The organism is Microbacterium sp. ARD31 (assembly GCF_031844425.1).
Window position 1 is genome coordinate 35,990 of sequence record NZ_JAUZVE010000050.1, and the last position, 15,260, is coordinate 51,249.

Sequence of the window (15,260 nt, forward strand, 5' to 3'; positions counted from 1 at the left end):
GGGGTGCATCGTCTTCATCCTGACACTCGCTATTGCTTCCATGGTAGAACTAACTCATGCCGTCCCCCTCTCCCGATCTCAACATCGAGACCTCCCGCGAAGACGCCACACCCCGCATCCTCCACCTCCGCCGCGGCGGAACGAGTGTGGTCGTCGACCTGGACGCCTCGCCGACCCCCGCCATCGTCCACTGGGGCGAGGAGCTCGACGAGGCGACGCCGCGGACGCTCGAGGGCCTGGCCCGCGCGGCGCAGCCTCAGCGGGTGTCCGGCGGCCTCGACGCCACCGCACGCCTCACCGTTCTCGCCACCCCCGCCGGCAGCTGGCTCGGCACCCCAGCGCTCGAGGGCCACCGCGCCGGCGCCGGCTTCAGCGCGAGGCTGGCCCTCGCCGGCGTGCAGTCCGACGGCCACCGGGCCACCCTCGCCCTCGTCGACGCCGAGGCGCGTCTCGCGGCCCAGATCGAGCTGCGCGTCGGACCGAGCGGTCTGTTCCACCAGCGCGTTCTGCTGCGCAACACCGGCGACACCCCGTACACCGTGCAGGCGCTGCAGCTGGCCTTTCCGGTGCCGTGGGATGCCACCGAGATCCTCGACACCACCGGCCGCCACCTGCGCGAGCGGTCGCCCCAGCGGCGCGACTTCACCTTCGGCACGCACCTGCGCGAAAGCCGTCGCGGCCGACCGGGCGCAGACGCGACGCTGCTGCTGGCCGCGGGCCGCCCCGGCTTCGGATTCGAGACCGGCCGTGTCCACGGCATCCACGTCGCATGGAGCGGCAACCATCGCACCCTGGCAGAACGCAGCGTCACCGGCGAGGCCTTCCTCGCGGGTGGTGAGCTCTACGGACCCGGAGAGCTGATCCTCGCCTCCGGCGAACAGGTCGCCTCGCCCTGGGTGATCGGCTCGTGGGGCGACGGCCTCAGCGAGCTCTCGCACCGCTTCCACGACGAATGGCGCGCGCGCCCGCAGCACCCCCGGCGCCCGCGACCCGTCACGCTCAACACCTGGGAGGCGGTGTACTTCGACCACGACCTCGCCCGGCTCACCGCGCTCGCCGACGCCGGCGCCGAGGTCGGCGCCGAACGCTTCGTGCTCGACGACGGCTGGTTCCACGGCCGCCGCGACGACACGGCCGGCCTCGGCGACTGGACCGTCGATGAGGACGTGTGGCCGCAGGGGCTGCACCCCATCGTGAACCACGTCCGCTCTCTAGGCATGGAGTTCGGCCTGTGGGTCGAGCCCGAGATGGTGAACCCCGACAGCGACCTCGCCCGCGCGCATCCGGATTGGATCCTGCGCGGACGCCCGGAACTGCCCCCGTCGGCACGTCAGCAGCAGGTCCTCGACCTCGCGCACCCCGAGGCCTACGCGTACATCGCCGGGCGACTGCACGCCCTGCTGGACGAATACGACATCGCCTACCTCAAGTGGGACCACAACCGCGATCTCGTCGACGCCGGCACGGGGCCCGAAGGCGAAGCCCGGGTCCACGCGCACACCCTCGCGGTCTACCGACTGCTCGACGAGCTGCGCGCAGCGCACCCCGGGCTCGAGATCGAGAGCTGCGCCTCGGGCGGTGCGCGTGTCGATCTCGGCATCCTCGACCGCACCGACCGCATCTGGACCAGCGACAGCCTCGACCCGCTCGAGCGCCTGTCCAACCAGCGGCACACCGCGCTCGTGGTCGCGCCCGAGCTGATGGGCATGCACCTCACCAGCCCGGTCGTGCACTCGTCGGGCCGCACGGTCGACCTCGCGCTGAGCGCGAGCGTCGCCCTCTTCGGCCACTTCGGGATCGAGTGGGACCTCACCAAGACGGACGAATCCACCCGCGCGCGCATCGCCGAGTGGGTGGCCCTCGCCAAGCGCCTGCGCCCGCTCGTCGCGCAGGGCCGCACGATCGACGTCGACGGCACCGAGCCCGGCATCGACGTGCGCGGCATGGTCGCCGCCGACTCCGCGTCCGCCGTCTTCACGATCGTGCAGACGCAGACCTCGATCGCCTACCCGGCGGGCCGGGTGCGGATGCCGGGGCTCGACCCCTCCCGCAGCTATCGGCTCCGCGTGCTCGACCTCACCCCGCCGCACGGCGCGGGTCAGTCGAACCTCACATGGGCCGAGCACGACACCGTGCTCTCGGGACGCCAGCTCGCCGCGATCGGCGTGCGCCCGCCCGTGCTCCACCCCCAGACCGCCGTCGTCGTCGAACTGATCGCGACGGACTGAGCGGGGCGCACGCTCAGGAGGGGGCGGCGAGCGTCTTGCGCAGGAACACCTGCTGGACGCCGTCGTCCCCGTCGACGCGCTCACGCTCCCGATACCCGCACCGTTCGTATAGCCGGAGGTTCGCCTCGCTCAGCGATCCGGTGAACAGCTCCGCCTCGCGGCATCCCGCCGACCGGCCGCGCGCCTCCACCGCGTCCAGCAGCGCGCTTCCGAGACCGGCGCCCTGCTGGTCCGGCGCGATCGAGATGCGGCCGATCAGCAGCAGGTCGCCGTCCCGCCGGGCGCGGGCGGCTCCGACGATCCGGCCGCCGGTCACCGCGACGCAGCCGAGGTTGGCCTCCAGCTCTGCGCGCACCTGCTCGAGCGTCTGCGTCAGCGGCGGCATCTGCACCGAGTCGTAGATGAGCGCCTCCTGCACGAACGCGGCCCGCTGAAGGGTCAGCACCTCTCCGGCGTCGTCCTCCTCGATCGGGCGGATCCGGACACCGGAGACCCCGGCATCCACCTCCTGCTCCGGTGCGCCGTCCGCCTGGGCACGAGAATCGGATGCCGCCCCCTCGACGAGCTCGGCCAGCAGCGCCATGGCCGCCTCGACCGTCTGCTCGAGTACCTCCTCGGGGCCGCCCTCGAAGCGGCAGAGCCGGTGAGCGGTGCCTCCCGCGTCGGCCCACCCGAGGTAGACGGTGCCCGGTTCGTGCTCGCCCTCGGCGTCCGGACCGCCGACGCCGGTCGTCGAGACCGCGATGTCGGCCCCCAGGAGCGAGCGGACGCCCCCGGCGAGCTGCTCGGCGCACTCCCCCGACACGACATCGATCCCCTCGGCCACGCCGAGCACGTCGTTCTTGGTGCGGGTCTGATACGCGACCACTCCCCCGGCGAACCAGTCCTGGGCGGACTCGCCCATGCCGATGGTGCTCGCAAGCATTCCGCACGTGAGCGACTCGGCGACGGCGACCCTCGCCCGCGCGCTCTGCGCCGCCTCTGCCAGTCGTCCGATCAGGTTCTCCATCGACTCCCCTCCGCTCGTCGTCCCGTCAGCGTAGACCGCCCGATCACGTCCTCCTGGGCTAGCAGGAGCCCATCGGACCGTCAAGGGAGTCGCGCCCGCAGAAGGCGAGGGTGACAGTGTGGGCGTGATGGCCTCGAGGAGAGCTGTGGGATGCGTCGCCGCGGCGTTGCTGGTCGCGGCGACCGCGTCGGGGTGCTCACTGACGATCCCGACCGACCCCGACGGCACGCTCGAGGCCGCGCGCGGCGATGTCCTGCGCGTCGGTGCGTCGCCCGCTGGGGGTCTGGTATCCGTCGCCGGAGAGGAGGTCACCGGTCCGCTCGCGAACGCGATCGAGGGGTTCGCATCATCCATCGACGCGCGGGTGCAGTGGTCGGTGGACGGCGAGGAGGATCTCGTCGACGACCTGGTCGGCGGGCAGCTGGACCTGGCCATCGGCGGCATGACCGACCAGACGCCGTGGGCGACCGAGGTGTCGGTCACTCGCGGCTATCCCGACTTCCCCGGCGCGGACGGGGCGGCCGTCGTCGTTCTCCTCCCCATGGGCGAGAACGCGTTGCAGAGCGCCCTCGAGTCCTACCTCGACGAGGAGTACGGCTCATGAAGTCGATGGGGCGCACCGACCTCCCCCGTGAGCAGCAGGAAGCGCTGCACAAGGCGATCCGGTGGGAGTGGTTCACGATCGGCTACACGGTCGTGACGATCGGACTGATCGCCCTCGTCGTGGGCGGATCGCAGGCCATGCGCACGGCGTGGATCGAAGACATGCTCTCCCTGGTCCCCCAGATCTCGTTCCTCGTCGCGCTGCTGTTCATCCGGCATCCGCCCTCGCGCGCGTTCCCCTTCGGACTGCACCGCGTCATGGGGGTCGGCCACCTCGTCGCGGGCGTCACCCTGCTCGCGATCGGCGGCAGCCTCGCCGTCGAGTCGATCCTCGGCCTCGTGCGCGCGGAGCATCCCGCGATCGGCACCGTGCGGCTGCTCGGCCAGACGATCTGGCTCGGCTGGCTGATGGTCGCCGTCATGAGCGTCATCGTCATCGGGCCCTTCATCTACGGCCGAGCGAAGGCGAAGCTCGCCCCGGTCCTGCACAACAAGGTGCTCTACGCCGACGCCGACATGGCGAAGGCCGATTGGACCACCTCCGTCGCGTCCATCGTCGGCGTCCTCGGGATCGGCATCGGCTGGTGGTGGCTCGACGGCACCGCAGCGCTCTTCATCTCGGCGGGCATCGTGTGGGACGGGTGGCGCAACGCCCGCGCCGCCGTGCTCGATCTGATCGACCAGCGCGCCCGCACCGAGGACGACGCACGGACGCACCCGCTGCTCTATCGGATTCGCGACCGCGTCGAAGCCGAGCGCTGGGTGCGCGCGTGCGCGGTGCGGATGCGCGACATGGGCCAGGTGTTCCACGTCGAGGTGTTCGTCGTCCCGCGACGTTCGTGGGTGCGATTGGGTCGGGTGGAACGACTGCGAGAAGCGATCACCCGCCTGGACTGGAAAGTGCAGGACGTCGTCGTCATCACCCGCTCCGAACTGCCCGATGAGGCGGAGCGCTGAGCCTCAGATCCCGAGATACGCCTCGAGCGGCTGGAGCAACGGCTGGGAGCGCTCGTCCGCAACGGCCGCTGCGCCGACGTTGCACGCGAGCTGCAGAGCTGCCGCATCGTCGATGCCTCGCAGCATGGCGACCGTGAGAGCGGCGGCGAATGCGTCACCGGCGCCGACCGTGTTCACAACCGTCGAAGCGTCCGCACGCGCCCTGGCTATGACGACGCCATCGCGTCGGAGGAGTGCTCCGTCGCCCCCAAGGGTGACGGCGACCAGCGGCGCAGTGGCGAGGTACGGCACCTTCGCATACTCCCCCTCATTCACGATGAACAGGTCGACGCGCTGCCGAAGTCCGTCGTCCAACGGCATGACAGGTGACAGGTTGAGTGCGACGAGGCCGGACGTGCGCTGCGCGAGATCGGCGACCAGTCGCAGATCGACCTCCAGCTGCGCGAGGAGAGCGTCGGGGCGCTCCTCCTGCAGACGGCGCGGGTCGATCCGCCCATTCGCTCCGGGACACACGACGATCGAGTTCTCGCCCTCATCGTCGACGACGATGAGGGCCGTCCCCGTGGGCTCGTCTACACGTTGCAAGGCGCTCGTGTCGACGCCCGCCGCATCGAGGTTGGAGACCATGGACGCACCTTCGCCGTCTGCGCCGACCGCGCCTACCAGCCTCACGCGTGCACCGAGCCGGGCGGCGGCGACAGCCTGATTGGCACCTTTGCCCCCCGGTTCACGGCTGAGAGAACCGCCGCCGACCGTCTCCCCGGCCGCCGGCAGCGCAGTTACACGCGCTGTCAGATCGAGGTTCACCGCACCCAGCACCGTCAGTACCGCGGCTTCCGCCGGCGTCATCGCGTCACCCCCGCCCGACGTGCTGTCCACGGGCGACCACAACGTTGACCGAACTATCGCGCATCGCCCGCAGCGTATCCCGGTCGATACCGGTGTCGACGATGACGGCGTCGAAGTCGGACAGCGGCAACAGCGCATGCAGCGCCCGCCGCTCGAACTTCGTGTGATCCGCCAGCAGGAGACGCCTGCTGGCTGAATCGAACATGGCGTGCTTCACGTCCACCGTCTCCAGTGTCTGATGGAAGACCTGGCCGTCGGTGATCGCAGGCGTCGACATGATGGCGAGATCGGCCCGCATGCCTGCGATGGTGGTGGTCGTGATCCGGCCCATGAACGCACTGCACCAGTTGTAGTACTGGCCGCCCACTCCGAGAAGGGTGATCCCTCGCACCCCCTGCAGCTGATTCATGATCGTCAGGGTGTTCGTGATGATCGTCAACGGCGTCTTCGCTGCCAGCAGCGGCACGAGGTGGAGGGTGGTGGTCGAGTCGTCCAGGAAGATCGCCTGGCCAGGCTCGATGAATTCCAGTGCGGCGTGCGCGATGGCGTCCTTCTCGACGAGCTGACGGCTCGCGCGGTAGACGTCGCTCGACTCGACGAGAGACGTCGACAGCGCCGAGGCCACTCCGCGGCTCTTTCGCAGCAGACCCCGCGCCTCGAGTTCATCCAGATCGCGGTGCACGGTCATGACGCTTATGCCGAAACGACTCGCCATGTCCTCGATCCGCACCGTGCCCTCCGCCATGACGGCTTCCGTGATGGCGCGTTGACGCTCGGCCTGCCGGCTCTGGCGCGCATCGGCGAGCTTGTCCGTCGCGGATGATGCGGGGTGCGTCACCCTGTTCACGGTAGCGCCGCCTCGTCGATGATCTGCGCAAGCGCATCGGGGTCGTGAGCGAAACGACCGAGGAAGAGCCCATCGACCTGACCGGCGAGCGCCCGGAGCGTCCCGAGCTGGGCGCTTCCGCCGTAGATGACCGATGACGATGCCGCTGCCCCGAGCGAGATCACGTGTCGACGCAGTGCCGCGGCGACGACAGCGACATGCTCGGCCGATGCAGGCTCGGTCGACCCGATCGCCCATTCCGGTTCGTAGGCCACGATGAGCTCGCCGGGGTCGTCGATGCCTTCCAGCACGGTGGCGAGCTGAGCACAGCACTGCACGGCAGCATCAGCGGCGTCGGTGCGCACACGCTCTCCCACGCACAGCACGGGAGTGAGCCCGTTGCGTACGGCCGCTGCCATTTTGAGGCGGAACGTGCCTTCACTTTCCCCGAAGACGCTCCGGCGCTCGGCATGCCCTACCTCCACCAGGGCGCATCCCACTTCTCTCAGATCTGCACCGCTCACGGCGCCGGTGAATGCGCCACGATCGGCCCAGTGGAGGTCCTGCGCCCCGACTTTCACCGGCGTGCCCCCGAATGCGGCTTGCACTCCAGTCAGGGCGGGCAACGACGGCAGCACGAAAAGGGTCACCCTGCCGTCCTGCACTGCAGGGTGACGCGCGGCCATCCGGGCCACGTCCTCGGCCCATGACAGCGTCGTCGCCACGTCCATGTAGAGCTTGAGGCTCACGCCCAGCACGACGGAGCGCGCCTTGTCGGGGCCGGTCGTCCCGGGGTCAGCCACAGCTTCCGGTTTGCTCGTACCCGTCGATGACCGCGACCTTCTCCGCGGAGGCCGAGGACTCGTCGAACTCGTACCCCAGCCACTCTTTCGCGAGCCTGCGAGCAAGTTCGCGTCCTATCACGCGCTGACCCATCGTCAGGACCTGCGCGTTGTTGCTCAGCACGCTGCGCTCGACGCTGTAGCTGTCGTGCGCGGTCACCGCACGTATCCCCGGGACCTTGTTCGCCGCGATGGCGACGCCCAGACCGGTTCCGCACACCAGGAGGGCCCGGTCGGCGCGGCCGTCCTTCACCAGTTCCGCCGCGTTGATGGCGATCGACGGGTACGCGGTGTGCCCGTCAGCGTCGACGCCGACGTCGATGACCTCGCCGACCCGGGGATCGCTCTCGAGATCCGCTTTCAGCATCTCCTTGTACTCGAATCCCGCATCATCGCTGCCGACGACCACGCGCCACGTTCGATTCATCGTTTCTCCTCCGTCGTTCCGTCGTTCCATGCTGAAGCCCCCGCGGCCATCGCCAGAGCGAGGGACATCGCCCCGGGGTCCGGTGTCCCGAGACTCTTCTCCATGTGGGGCCGGGCACGGCCCATCCTCGGGAGAAGGTCCGCCGTCGCTCGCGCCGCTTTCATCGACTCGGCGGCGGCTGCCTCCCACGCCGTGGCCAGGTCGTCGCCGCCGGCGATCCGCTCGGCGAGGGTCTCGGCGAACGGTACGAGCGCATCCACCATCGTCTTGTCGCCGATCTGCGCTTTGCCGGATGTCTGCACGGCATCCCTCGCCGCGGCGACCGCCTCGGAGGCGGTCCTCCCGTCAGGGGCGGCCGCATCACCGAGCACCTTCGCCGCGGCGCGAAGACCCAGTCCCCACAGGGCCCCCGAGGTGCCACCCGCCTTGTCCGCCCATGCGTCGCCGGCCCGCGCGAGCACGGTGCCCGGTCCCGCGTCGGAACCGGCTGCCGCCTGCGCAGCGGCGTCTGCAGCCCGCACTCCGCGCTGCATCCCGATGCCGTGGTCGCCGTCGCCCGCGATGGCGTCCAGCCGTCCCAGCTCGTCTACTTCGCGATCGATCATCGCCCGGATCGCGCTCAGAGCCCGGGCGACGTCCTTTCCTGCGCGCTGCGCATCGGCTGTCGCCGCCGGATGGATCACGTCATCCTCTGCCGTCTCGCCCTCGGCGGCGTTCTCGTCCGCGATTCGGTCGGCGAGGTCTACGACGCCTTTGCGGTATGCAGGCGCGTACGCCGGGGACGACCACGCCTGCTCCAGGACGTCATCCAGCCATATCAGAGTGAGTGAAACTCCGGCCATCTCGAAACTCGTCGCGTACTCACCGACCTCCGGGTCCACGATCTCGAGGCCCGCCTGCGTGATCAGCCCTGCGACGGAGTGGTAGAGCAGGAAGAGCTCTTCGGACTTCACCGATCCCAGGCCGTTGACGATGACCCCGACTCGAGCGGAGGCGCCGTCGCCGAGATCATGGGGACGCTCTTCCAGAAGACGGGTGACGAGAAGATCCGCGATCTCGCCCGCAGAAGGCAGTGGGACGACATCGATGCCCGGCTCGCCGTGGATCCCCATCCCTACGGCCATCATCCCGTCGGGAACCGTGAAGAGGGGCGCGGTGGCGCCCGGGAGCGTGCAGCCCGAGAAGGCCACCCCGACCGAGCGGGTGCGTTCATTCGCGCGGGCAGCGAGCGCCTCGACCTCGGCGAGTCCCATGCCCTGCGCCGACGCCCACGCCGCGGCGCGGAAAACGGCAAGGTCACCGGCGATGCCGCGGCGCTTCGCGCGGTCGGCGAGGGGAGCACTGTAGATGTCGTCTGTGACCCGCACCGTCGCGGTGGGGATGCCCTCGGCGCGGAGACGTTCCTGCGCCTGGTCGAAATTCAGGGCGTCGCCCGCGTAGTTGCCGTAGCTGAAGAGCACGCCGGCCTCCGTCGCAACCGACCGGGCGACGGAGTAGATCTGCTGCGCGCTCGGAGACGCGAAGACGTTGCCCATCGCGGCCGCGTGCGCGAGCCCCGGGCCGACGAGTCCGGCGAACGCCGGGTAGTGACCCGACCCCCCGCCGATGACGACGGCGACCTCGCCCGCCGGAGTGGCGGAAGCGCGGGCGACTCCGCCGTTCACACGGCGGACGAGGCCACGGTGCGCGGCGATGAAGCCGAGAGTCGACTCGGCGGCGAAGTCGTCGGGGTCGTTGACGATGTAGCTCATGGCTGCTCTCTCGATGGTGGTGCGGGGGCGGACGCCGGGCGTCCGCCCCCGCGGACCGCGCGGGAGCGCACGGTCGATCTGGCCGGACTCAGCCGGAGTAGGTGAACGGCTCCGTCATCTTGTCGACGTTCTCCGGAGTGATGAGGATGCAGTCGAATGCCTGCTTCTCGGTCTCCGGAGCCTCGCCGGTGCGGATGAACTCGTCCGCCATCTCGACGGCGGTCTTCGAGAAGACGGCGACCGGCTGCAGGACGGTGTATGCCATCTCGCCCGCCTTCACGGCTTCGACGGCGTCCGGCGAGCCGTCGAAGCCTCCGACGAGCACGCCCTCCAGCTTGTTGGCCTCCTTGAGCGCGGCGATCGCGCCCAGAGCCATCTCGTCGTTACCGGAGATGACGCCGTCGATGTCGGGGTTCGCCTGAAGCAGCGACTGCATCTTGTCGTGGCCCTTCGTGCGGTCCCAGTCGGCCACCTCCATGCCCTTCTGGACGAGCTCGGGGTACTGGCTGATCACCGTGGTGTAGCCGTTGGAGCGGGTCTGGGCGTTGTTGTCCGAAGGTGCGCCGAAGAGCTCGACGTAGTCGCCCTTCTCTTCCATCAGACGCACCCATTCCTGAGCGCCGATCGCCGCGCCCTGCGCGTTGTTGGAAACCAGCTGAGCCTTGGCGATGCCCGACTCGTTGATCTCGGCGTTGACGAGGAACACCGGGATGCCGGCGTCCGTCGCCTTCTTGACCGCCGCCGCCGAGCCGTCCGCGTTCGCGGGGTCCAGGATGATGGCGACGGACTGGTTCGAGATCGCGGTGTCGATCAGGGTGTTCTCGGTGTTGGTGTCGCCCTTGTGGGCGCCGACGGTCGCCTCGTAGCCCAGTTCCTCGGCGGTGGCCGCGGCGACGTCGCCCTCGGTCTTCCAGTAGGGGTTGGCCGGGTCGTTGACGATGATGGTGATCAGGCCGCCCGCGTCGCCGCCGGCTGCCCCGGCGTCACCGCCGTCGGTCGCACCTCCGCCGGTGGTCGAGTCGCCGGCGCAGCCGGCGAGTCCGATGACGAGCGCGCCCGCTGCTGCGAGGGCGGCAAGTGCCTTCATGCGCTTCATGTGGATTGTCCTTTCTTGATGATTCGGCGGCGGTGATCGCCGCCGAGATCGACGGTCAGTTCGAGCGTTCGGTGGAGACCGGTCGCTGCTGTTCCGACGAGGTGGGGGCCGGCGTCGCGCTCGCCGAGGGCGGCACCGAGGGGGTGGTGGGGGATGCGGGCGCCGGCCGGCGTCGACGTCCGTACTGCAGCGTGTTCAGCAGCACCGCGACGACGATCACCGCACCCATGAACACCATCTGCCAGTACGCCGAGACTCCGACGATGACCAGTCCGTCGGCGAGGAAGCCGATCACGAATGCCCCGAGCAGAGTGCCGCGGACGTTTCCACGACCACCGCTGAGCGCAGCACCACCGATGACCACCGCGGCGATCGCGGTGAGCTCGTACGTGTTGCCCGCCGTCGGGCTGGCGCTGGTCAGCGTCGAGGCCAGGATGAGCCCGGCGATCGCCGCGCACAGTCCTGAGATCACATACACCGAGATCTTGACCTTGCGAACGGGCACCCCGGAGAGTTCAGCCGCCCGCTCGTTTCCGCCCGCTGCGTACAGCCAACGGCCGAAGCGGGTGCGCCCCAGGACGAACCCGAGGATGAGCGCGACCACACCCATGATCAGCACGCCGATCGGGATGTTGAAGATGCGGTTGAATCCGAGCCAGTTGAAGCCCGTGTTGCCCAGCTCGGCGTCGCCCGCCAGATCGTTGATCGTCAGGCCGTTGGTCATGAGGAGCGCGAGCCCGCGGACGACGTAGAGCATGCCGAGGGTGGCCACGAAGGGGGCGACATTGAACTTCGCAACGAGCACGCCGTTGACGAGGCCGACGAGCGCGCCCACCCCGCACGACAGGAGCACGACCACGGGCACGCTGGGGAAGAGGGTGATGCCGAAGATGTTGATCGGCACGCCCTGGAGGAGGAACCCGGCGATGATGGCCGAGAAGCCGAGTGTGGAGCCTACGGACAGATCTATGCCGCCGTTGAGGATGACCATCAGCATCCCGAGGCCCAGGATGGCGTAGATCGCCACATGGGAGGCCATGATGAGCAGGTTGCCGACCGTGAGGTAGTTCGGCGAGAGCATCGAGAAGACCACGATGATGAGGACGAGCGCGAGGAACGCGCGCCCTTCGAGGAGCAGCTTCGCCACCGAGAACCTCTTCTTGTTCTCGATGATGACGTTCGTTGTCGTCATTGTTCAGGTCCGTTCTGAAGGTCAGGCGGCCACGGCCTCGCCAGAGGCGGCCATGATCATTTCTTTGGTGGCGTCGGGCCCGAACTCCGCAGAGATGCGGCCTCGGCGCAGCACGATGATCCGATGGGCGATGCTCAGGCATTCGCCGACTTCGGATGTGGAGTAGACGATCGCCAAGCCTTGCCGCGCCCGATCGGACAGCAGCCGGAAGACCTCCGCCTTCGCCCCGACGTCGATGCCGCGACTGGGCTCGTCGAGAAGCATGACCCGAGGGTGGGTGCCGACGATCTTGCCGATGACGACCTTCTGCTGGTTGCCACCCGACAGGGCGCCGATGGGCAGATCCGGACCGGGCGTCTTCACGGTGACGTCCGCGATGAGCGCCGTGGCCCTGTCGTTCTCGGTACGGCGCGAGATGATGCCGCGAACGAGGCTGCGCCCCAGGCTGGCGAGGGTGAGATTCGTGCCGACATCGAAGGTCTGCACCAGCCCGTCCCGCTGGCGGTCCTCGGGCACGAGCCCCACACCGGCGTCGATCCTCTCGGCGATGGAGTCCTTGAGGATCGACCGGCCTTCGAGCAGCACGTCGCCCGAGGCGATGGGCTCCCGTCCTGCGATCGCCTCCAGCAGCTCGGTGCGGCCGGCACCCATGAGCCCGTACAGGCAGACGATCTCACCCGCGCGGACTTCGAGATCCAGGCCGTTCACAACGGCGCGCTCGGGGTTCTCGCGATCGAGCACCGTCAGACCGGTGACCGCGAGTGCGGGCGGCCCGAAGTCGTACCCGGTCGGCGGTGACCCCAGGTCGAAGTTGTCGCCGACCATGTTCCTGACGATCCACTCCAGGTCGATGTCCTTGCGCTCGGCTTTCGCCGTCATGGTTCCGTCGCGTAGGACGACCGCGTGATCGGTTACTTCGAGCGCCTCTTCGAGGTGGTGGGAGATGTAGACGATCGCCACTCCGCGAGCCAGCAGATCGCGGATGATCCCGAAGAGGACCTCGACCTCGGCTGCAGCGAGGGCGGACGTCGGCTCGTCCATGATGAGGATGCGCGAATTCACCGACAGGGCGCGTGCGATCTCGACGATCTGCTGCTGCCCCACCCGCAGGTCGTGGACCAGGGTGTCGGGACCGATGGCGAGCTGCATCTCCTCGAGCAGAGCGCGCGTCTGCCGCGCCTCCTCGGCGTAGTCCACGCCGAACGGTCCGACGATCTCACGACCCATGAAGATGTTGTCGCGGACCGAGAGATTCGGCGCGAGACTCAGCTCCTGATGGATGATCGAGATCCCGCGGTCTCGGGCGTCGTTGGTCGACGCGAACTCCACCGGCTCCCCGTCGAGGATGATCTGACCGGAGGTCGGACGCTCCACGCCCGAGAGGATCTTCATCAGCGTCGACTTGCCCGCGCCGTTCTCTCCGAACAGGGTCGTCACGGTCCCCTTGCGGATCTCGAAGTTCACCCCTTTGAGCGCGCGCGTACCGCCGTAGTTCTTGACGATGTTGCGCGCCTCGAGGACGACCTCATCGAACTCGCCGCCGCTCACTGGACGCTCAGCTCGACGGGCGTGACGAGCCACGCGGCAGGATTCACCAGAGTGAAGGCGCCTGTGACCTGGACGGTCTGCCCCTCCAGCGCCGCGGTGTCCACATCGGCGAGCACCTGCGTCTTCACCTCTTCGTTCAGGGCGGCGGCGGCGTTCTGGAATTCGATCTGGTTGCGGAACTGCCCGAACTGGATGTCTCCGGTCGCATCGCGCAGATCGGTGCCGTTGATCGCCGGTCCGGTCTGCACCCGCACGAGCAGATCCTCGGGAAGGCCCTCGACGGAGATCGGATAGATGCCGGACTGGCCCTCTCCGGCGACGCCGGTGAAGGTCACGCTGTAGACGGGGCCGCCCGAACTCGGCATCGAATACTCCTCGGCCGCGGCCTCCGAGTCCTCTGCGATCGCCTGGGCGAGAGTCGCAGCATCCACGGCCCGGTCGATGACCCCGTCCCGGACCGCGGGGAAGGTCTCGGCGCCGAAGGTGGCCGGGTCGAAGGCGACGTCGCTCTGCGCGCGAGGATCGTCGTTGGGGACGACCTTGGTGCCCAGCACCACGAGGAGAAGCGCGATGACGGCGACGCCGATCCAGATCGCCCGCTTCACGACTGCCGGCTGCAGCCGGTTCCGCGTCGGCGCGGAGCCCGTCGTCGTCATCACAGGAGCACCCGCGATTCAGCGTCGTTGGGGCGGATCTGCAACTTGCGGCCCTCGCCTCGGCGGAACATCTCGAGCGCGTCGGAGTAGTCGTCGAGGGTGAAGGAGTGACTGATCATCGCCGTGGCGTTGATCGCACCCGCCTCGAACAGCTCGACGGCTCTGCCGAAGGAGTTGAGGACGGCCATGGTCCCGACGATGGAGATCTCGTCGCGGTAGACGCGGAAGGGGGAGAACTGAGCGGTCTTGTCAGCCGGCGCGACACCGAAGTCCTGGAAGTAGCCGGCGGGCTTCACCCGCGTGAGCGCATCCTCGATCGCCCGGATGTTGCCGGTGCAGTCGATGACCACGTCCCACTTCTCGCGGTCGGCGTCGTCCGCCGAGGTGAACCGCAGCTCGATACCGCATTCCTCCGCGGTCTTCAGTCGCGCCTCGTTCAGATCCACGATCGAGACCGTGGCGGCGCCGGCGCGCTTGGCCAGCTGAGCCATCATCAGGCCCATGGTTCCGGCACCGTAGACGAGCACGTGATCGCCCAGACGACGGGGCAGCACATCCCAGCCGCGGATGGCGCACGCGAGGGGCTCGATGAGAGCGGCCTCGAAGATGTCGGTGTCGGGCTTGAGCTTGTACACGTTGCCCGCAGGGGCGGTGAAGTACTGCTGGGCAGCACCGTCCGAGGCGACGACGCCCAGGCCGTTCCAGAAGCGGCAGAGGTTCTGGTGTCCGTTGAGACAGAATTCGCACTCGCCGCAGGTGGTGCTCGGGTTGACCGCGACGTGGTCACCGACCTTGAAGTCGAAGACGCCGTTGTTGACCCCCTCGCCCAAGGCGACGATGGTTCCCGTCGCCTCGTGTCCGGGCACGAGGGGGAACACGGTCCCCTCGAACTCGCCGTCGAGAACGTGGGTGTCTGTTCCGCAGATCCCCACCGCGGCGGTCTCGATCAGGATCTCCTTGTAACCCGGTTCAGGCGTCGATCGCTCTTCGAGGGCCAGCTGCCCCTCCGAACTGAAAACCACTGCGCGCATCTTTGCTCCCGTTTTCGGTCTGCCGCCTCCGGCGTTGAAGGCGACGATCCTTGCGTGGCCATCCCTGCAGCGCTGCGCCGGGAGACCTCGCCGACCCGAAGGTCTCATGTTATCTTTATGTGATCTTCAACAAGACTCACGTTAGATAAACCATAATCACAAAGCGGTGGATGTCAAGAGGGACTTCCGCCAGACCTCGAAGGAGAGCGGCCCGGTGTCGGATCTGCGTTGGGATGAAATCGATG

Annotated in this window: 14 protein-coding genes and 1 pseudogene; 3 read left to right on the forward strand and 12 right to left on the reverse strand. The window is 68.6% G+C overall.

The features are described 5' to 3' along the window. Window positions 1–56 precede the first annotated feature (56 nt). On the forward strand, window positions 57–2,228 hold the full coding sequence (locus tag Q9S36_RS43680; RefSeq protein WP_311291005.1) for an alpha-galactosidase: 2,172 nt from the start codon (window positions 57–59) through the stop codon (window positions 2,226–2,228). 13 nt (window positions 2,229–2,241) lie between these two features. Here the strand turns inward: Q9S36_RS43680 and Q9S36_RS51715 are convergent, their stop codons facing one another. Together Q9S36_RS51715 and Q9S36_RS51720 are read right to left on the reverse strand one after the other, a co-directional pair. After that, window positions 2,242–2,733, reverse strand: coding sequence for a GNAT family N-acetyltransferase (locus Q9S36_RS51715; protein ID WP_396653959.1), 492 nt, complete (start codon window positions 2,731–2,733; stop codon window positions 2,242–2,244). Window positions 2,734–2,802: 69 nt separating this feature from the next. After that, window positions 2,803–3,237 (reverse strand): annotated as a pseudogene (locus tag Q9S36_RS51720) (CinA family protein); the annotation flags it as partial. 145 nt (window positions 3,238–3,382) lie between these two features. Between Q9S36_RS51720 and Q9S36_RS43690 the strand changes: the two are divergent. Together Q9S36_RS43690 and Q9S36_RS43695 are read left to right on the forward strand one after the other, a co-directional pair. Next, entirely contained in the window at window positions 3,383–3,841 is a 459-nt protein-coding gene (locus tag Q9S36_RS43690) for a hypothetical protein (protein ID WP_311291007.1), read from the forward strand. Then, window positions 3,838–4,797 carry a cation transporter gene (locus tag Q9S36_RS43695; RefSeq protein WP_311291008.1) on the forward strand — a complete coding sequence of 320 codons (960 nt, stop codon included), beginning with the start codon at window positions 3,838–3,840 and terminating at the stop codon, window positions 4,795–4,797. The genes Q9S36_RS43690 and Q9S36_RS43695 overlap by 4 nt, the downstream gene beginning before the upstream one ends. Before the next feature lie 3 nt (window positions 4,798–4,800). Here Q9S36_RS43695 and Q9S36_RS43700 read toward each other — a convergent pair whose 3' ends face one another. The 10 genes from Q9S36_RS43700 to Q9S36_RS43745 all read right to left on the reverse strand — a co-directional run bounded on the left by Q9S36_RS43700 (window position 4,801) and on the right by Q9S36_RS43745 (window position 15,015). Continuing rightward, window positions 4,801–5,676: a ribokinase gene (locus Q9S36_RS43700; RefSeq protein ID WP_311291009.1), complete on the reverse strand. Its 876-nt coding sequence runs from the start codon at window positions 5,674–5,676 to the stop codon at window positions 4,801–4,803. Then, entirely contained in the window at window positions 5,651–6,484 is an 834-nt protein-coding gene (locus Q9S36_RS43705; RefSeq protein ID WP_311291010.1) for a DeoR/GlpR family DNA-binding transcription regulator, read from the reverse strand. The genes Q9S36_RS43700 and Q9S36_RS43705 overlap by 26 nt, the downstream gene beginning before the upstream one ends. A 5-nt stretch (window positions 6,485–6,489) precedes the next feature. Then, window positions 6,490–7,275 carry a triose-phosphate isomerase family protein gene (locus tag Q9S36_RS43710; RefSeq protein ID WP_311291012.1) on the reverse strand — a complete coding sequence of 262 codons (786 nt, stop codon included), beginning with the start codon at window positions 7,273–7,275 and terminating at the stop codon, window positions 6,490–6,492. After that, window positions 7,268–7,741, reverse strand: a complete 474-nt coding sequence (locus tag Q9S36_RS43715) for a ribose-5-phosphate isomerase (protein ID WP_311291013.1) — start codon at window positions 7,739–7,741, stop codon at window positions 7,268–7,270. The genes Q9S36_RS43710 and Q9S36_RS43715 overlap by 8 nt, the downstream gene beginning before the upstream one ends. Continuing rightward, complete coding sequence (locus Q9S36_RS43720; protein WP_311291014.1) at window positions 7,738–9,492, reverse strand: dihydroxyacetone kinase family protein; 1,755 nt, start codon at window positions 9,490–9,492, stop codon at window positions 7,738–7,740. The genes Q9S36_RS43715 and Q9S36_RS43720 overlap by 4 nt, the downstream gene beginning before the upstream one ends. A gap of 88 nt (window positions 9,493–9,580) precedes the next feature. Then, entirely contained in the window at window positions 9,581–10,588 is a 1,008-nt protein-coding gene (locus Q9S36_RS43725; RefSeq protein ID WP_311291015.1) for a D-ribose ABC transporter substrate-binding protein, read from the reverse strand. 55 nt (window positions 10,589–10,643) lie between these two features. Next, window positions 10,644–11,780, reverse strand: coding sequence for an ABC transporter permease (locus tag Q9S36_RS43730; protein WP_311291016.1), 1,137 nt, complete (start codon window positions 11,778–11,780; stop codon window positions 10,644–10,646). Window positions 11,781–11,801: 21 nt separating this feature from the next. Continuing rightward, entirely contained in the window at window positions 11,802–13,328 is a 1,527-nt protein-coding gene (locus Q9S36_RS43735; RefSeq protein ID WP_311291017.1) for a sugar ABC transporter ATP-binding protein, read from the reverse strand. Beyond that, window positions 13,325–13,984, reverse strand: coding sequence for a DUF2291 domain-containing protein (locus Q9S36_RS43740; protein WP_311291018.1), 660 nt, complete (start codon window positions 13,982–13,984; stop codon window positions 13,325–13,327). The genes Q9S36_RS43735 and Q9S36_RS43740 overlap by 4 nt, the downstream gene beginning before the upstream one ends. Then, on the reverse strand, window positions 13,984–15,015 hold the full coding sequence (locus Q9S36_RS43745) for a zinc-dependent alcohol dehydrogenase family protein (RefSeq protein WP_251453760.1): 1,032 nt from the start codon (window positions 15,013–15,015) through the stop codon (window positions 13,984–13,986). The genes Q9S36_RS43740 and Q9S36_RS43745 overlap by 1 nt, the downstream gene beginning before the upstream one ends. Window positions 15,016–15,260: the final 245 nt, after the last annotated feature.